The organism is Streptomyces sp. NPDC004647 (assembly GCF_040609575.1).
GTDB lineage: Bacteria > Actinomycetota > Actinomycetes > Streptomycetales > Streptomycetaceae > Streptomyces.
This window is the reverse complement of sequence record NZ_JBEXKU010000168.1, coordinates 1-4,666: the sequence shown is the minus strand read 5'-3', so window position 1 is coordinate 4,666 and position 4,666 is coordinate 1. Positions and strand designations below refer to the sequence as shown.

Genomic DNA, 4,666 nt, shown 5'->3' with positions numbered 1-4,666 from the left:
TCATAAGCCGACGACTCACCCGAGAATCCACCCCGAACTGGCGCGACACCTGAACCTCGAACCAAACACTTCCGCCGGGACAAAACGCTCTTTTAGAAGTCATCTCATTTGGTGAGTCTGCGGTAGCAGATGAGGGTGCAGGCGATGCTGGTGAAGGCTAGGAAGTGCTCGGCTTTGCGCTCGTAGCGTCGGTGGAGGCGGCGGCAGCCGGCGAGCCCAGGCCATCGTGCGTTCGACGGTCCAGCGGTGGCGGCCCAGTCGCTGCGAGGACTCGATTCCCCTGCGGGCGATGCGGTGTTTGATACCGCGCTGGCGTAACCATTGCCGCAGGTGAGAGTAGTCGTAGCCCTTGTCGGCGTGGAGCTTGCTCGGTTTGTGTCGTCGGCGCCCCCGGCGGGAGCGGATCGGCGGTATACCTTCCACCAGGGGAATCAGGGCCTGACTATCGTGCAGGTTCGCCCCCGAGATTCCGACAGACAGGGGCAGGCCGGTCCGCTCGGTGATCAAGTGGATCTTCGATCCGAACTTGCCCCGATCGACAGGATTCGGACCCGTCAGGTCTGGAGGCGATCCAGCCGGACACGGCGGAGACCGCGCGTCGCGTGGAGCTCCGAAGGGCGCCGCCGGTGATGTCCGGTGGCGCCCTTCGGCGTAGTGCGGCAGGGGAGTGGAGTGGGCGGCGCTAGTGCTGGATTCCCCTTTCACTGGGTATACCTCCTGGTGGCGGGGCGGTTCGGGTGCACGGGGGCGGGTGCTGGGTCATGGTGTTACGGGCACCGCCAGGCCGTGACGAGGACGAGCAGGCGGTCATCCATCGGCTGTCGCGAGCCCGCAAGGCCCCCCGGAATGTGGTGATGCGGGCCCAGATCATCGAGCTGAGCTGGGCGGGACGGCGCGTGCCGGCGATCGCGGACGAGCTGAGCTGCAGCCAGAAGACCGTGCGCCGCTGGTTGCACCGCTTCAACCGCTCCGGCCTGGACGGGCTGGAGGATCTGGGCGGTCAGGGCCGCAAGCGGCGGATCACCGAGGCCGAGCGGTCCCGGATCATCGCCCTGGTCAAGATGACCCCGCCCGGGAGGTTGGAGATGCAGCCTTACGGCGAGTGTGGGCGGCCGACGAGTCGGGGCCGGCGGAGTGGACGCTGGACGCGCTGGCCGCAACCGCCCAGGCCGAGGGCATTCAGATCGGCCGGTCCCAGGTGCGCAGGATCCTGCTGGCCGAAGGCGTCCGCTGGCGCCGCACCCGTTCCTGGGCCCGCTCCAGAGATCCGGAGTTCGCCCCAAAAGGACGCGGATCATCGGCCTCGATACCCACCCGCCGGACGGTGCGACGGTCATCTGCGCCGACGAGCTCGGGCCGGTGATCCCCCGCGCCTTCCCACCCGCACCGGGCTGGTCGCCAGACGGGCACCGGATCAAGTCCGAGATCGACTACAGCCGCGGGCCGGAGAAGACCTGGGTCTACGGTGGCCTGCGCGTGCGGGACGGCCAGGAGATCACCATGACCGCGTCCTCCCGCAACAGCGCCTTCTACCAGCAGTTCCTGCAACAGGTCGAGGACGCCAACCCGACCGGCGAGATCTGGATCGTCACCGACAACCTCTCCTCCCACAACAGCCTGTCCACCCGGACCTGGCTGGAGGATCATCCTCGGATTCAGCACGCGTTCATCCCGGTCGGCGCGTGCTGGCTGAACCTGCAGGAGGGCTGGTGGCGGATCTTCCGCAAGACCGCCCTGGCCGGCCAGTCCTTCGCCGGCCCAGACGAGATCGACTAGGTCACGCGCCTGGTAACAACCCAGCTCAACGCGCGTGCCAGACCGTGGATCTGGGGCAGGCCAGCGCCACCCACCAGACGACTACGCCGCCGATATGTGTACTGCCTTTGAGGAATCCAGCACTAACAGGAGTCCGGATGGTTCGAGGGCATTTTCCCCACAGTCGCCCACTTGGCGTATCAGAGAAGTCTTTACCTGCGAGTAATGCGAAAGGTGAAGAGTGCCCAGATCCTGCTCATGATCGGTCGAACCCAAGTGGACGAACAGGTCAGATAGCCCGAGCATCAACCCACATAAGACGCCGATGAGGTTCCGCCATGCCTACACCCCTCACCCCGCACGGCCTTCGTCGAGGTCGCCTGCTGAGCCCACTCCTGGCCGACGTGCCGGTCCGAGCCGCCCCCGGGGCCGTCACTGAATACCCCCTGCTCACCCCCGGCAGCTTCCCCTACCCCTGGGCCATTGCGGCCGGGCCCGATGGCAACCTGTGGTTCACCGAGTACGACAGCGGCAAGATCGGGCGGATCACCCCGGCCGGGGCCATCACCGAACACCCGCTGCCCACCCCGGACTGTGGGCCATCCGGGATCGCGGCCGGGCCCGATGGCAACCTGTGGTTCACCGAGTACGACAGCGGCAAGATCGGGCGGATCACCCCGGCCGGGGCCATCACCGAACACCCCATCCCCAGCCCGAACAGCTTCCCCTGGGACATCGCGGCCGGACCGGATGGCAACCTGTGGTTCACCGAGGCCACCGGTAACCGGATCGGGCGGATCACCCCGGCCGGGGCCATCACCGAATACCCGCTGCCCACCCCGGACAGCTGGCCCTACGTTATTGCGGCCGGGCCGGACGGGAACCTGTGGTTCACCGAGAACAGCGGCAAGATCGGGCGGATCACCCCGGCCGGGGCCATCACCGAATACCCCCTGCCCAGCCCAGACAGCGGGCCATCCGGGATCGCGGCCGGGCCCGATGGCAACCTGTGGTTCACCGAGGCCACCGGTAACCGGATCGGGCGGATCACCCCGGCCGGGGCCATCACCGAATACCCCCTGCCCACCCCGGGCAGCGGGCCGACCAACATCGCGGCCGGGCCCGATGGAAACCTGTGGTTCACCGAGTACGGCGGCAAGATCGGGCGGATCACCCCGGGTGGGGCCATCACCGAATACCCCCTGCCCGTCCTGAACAGCCACCCGCTTGGGATCGCGGCCGGGCCCGATGGCAACCTGTGGTTCACCGAGTACATGGGTAACCGGATCGGGCGGATCACCCCGCGTGGGGCCATCACCGAATACCCCCTGCCCACCGCGGGTAGTTACCCGTTCGGGATCACGGCCGGGCCGGACGGGAACCTGTGGTTCACCGAGTACTGGGTTAGCAAGATCGGGCGGATTACCCCGGCCGGGGCCGTCACCGAATACCCCCTCCCCAGCTACGAGCGCTTCCCGTACGCTATTGCGGCCGGGCCGGACGGGAACCTGTGGTTCACCGAGTTCGTCTACGGTAATCGGATCGGGCGGATCACCCCGGCCGGGGCCATCACCGAATACCTCCTGCCCAACCCGGACAGCTTCCCGTACGCTATTGCGGCCGGGCCGGACGGGAACCTGTGGTTCACCGAGCCTATTGGTAACCGGATCGGGCGGATCACCCCGGCGGGAGCGGTCACCGAATACCTCCTGCCCACCCCGAACAGCGGGCCGACCAGCATCGCGGCCAGGCCGGATGGGGACCTGTGGTTCACCGAGAACAGCGGTAACCGGATCGGGCGGATCACCCCGGCCGGGGCCATCACCGAATACCCCCTGCCCACCCCGAACAGCTGGCCCTACGGCATTGCGGCCGGGCCGGACGGGAACCTGTGGTTCACCGAGGCCACCGGTAACCGGATCGGGCAGATCAACCCGGCGGGAGCCGTCACCGAATATCCCCTGCCCACCGCGGGTAGCCATCCGTTCGGGATCACGGCCGGGCCGGATGGGAACCTGTGGTTCACCGAGTATTTCGGCGGCAAGATCGGACGGATCACCTCAGCCGGCAGCCCCACGCCGAGTCCGCTGGAGCTGCAGCTCTTCGCTCTGGTCAACCACGCACGGATGAACCCGCATTTGTATCCCCCTCTTGAACCAGATCCTAATGGAGAAGCCAAGCTGGACAGGTGCTCTAACCCCTTCCAATTTTCCCAGCAGCTGAGGGATATCGCGCATGCTCATAGCAAAGACATGTCTGCCGTTCCCCGCGACCAACTCTTGTCCGACTTGAACATGCATCGAGGGCCTAACGGCAAACTAGTATGGGAGAGCGGCGAGCCCATGGACCTTGCGGGTTATCGTTCTTATCGAGCGGAGAACGTCTTCTTCCAGTGGGGGCAGCCCGAGCCTGCTCCCAGTCCTGCTCAGGCGGTGGAGTACTGGATGCAAAGGGATGCGGCCTGGCACTGGGCGCACCGCAATCTCATCCTCAACTGCACGGCCCAGGACGCTGGCGTGGGTTACCACCATGAGGCCCGACCGCCGGACAGCACTGAGATTCAACATTACTGGACACTGGACGTGGGCACGAGATGATTCGGTTACGTCAGTCCTCCGCTCACTGCTCGTACAGGTTCATCGGTGTGGGTTTTGCCAGAGGCGCGGGCGGCCCTATTTGCATCACGCAGGACTTCTTCGGTTGACCAATCTACGGGTCCAGGGGATCCCACAGACGGGTTGGCCCGGGTGCTGGCCTGCGGACCGCAGGGAACAGGGCACACCCCCGGGTATGCATCACAGCCCGGGTGCGCACCGCGGGTGTGTCAATTTAACGGCTGATCTTGGTTGTTGAGGTTCAGCTGTTGGCCGGGGTGAGCCGGCCCTCGAAGGCGATCTGGAATGCGTTGAGG

At 66.3% G+C, this 4,666-nt stretch carries 2 protein-coding genes and 2 pseudogenes; 3 read left to right on the top strand and 1 reads right to left on the bottom strand.

Going from position 1 to position 4,666, the window contains the following annotated elements:
• Positions 1-104 precede the first annotated feature (104 nt).
• Positions 105-558, bottom strand: a pseudogene (locus ABZW18_RS34215) (IS5 family transposase); the annotation flags it as partial.
• A gap of 203 nt (positions 559-761) precedes the next feature.
• Between ABZW18_RS34215 and ABZW18_RS34210 the strand changes: the two are divergent.
• The 3 genes and pseudogenes from ABZW18_RS34210 to ABZW18_RS34200 form a co-directional block, all read left to right on the top strand.
• Positions 762-1,034, top strand: a pseudogene (locus tag ABZW18_RS34210) (helix-turn-helix domain-containing protein); the annotation flags it as partial.
• 325 nt (positions 1,035-1,359) lie between these two features.
• A complete protein-coding gene (locus ABZW18_RS34205) occupies positions 1,360-1,776 on the top strand; it encodes a transposase (RefSeq protein ID WP_356195281.1) in 417 nt (138 codons plus the stop codon).
• Positions 1,777-2,093: 317 nt separating this feature from the next.
• Positions 2,094-4,352, top strand: coding sequence for a CAP domain-containing protein (locus tag ABZW18_RS34200; RefSeq protein ID WP_356195279.1), 2,259 nt, complete (start codon positions 2,094-2,096; stop codon positions 4,350-4,352).
• The last annotated feature ends 314 nt before the right edge of the window (positions 4,353-4,666 follow it).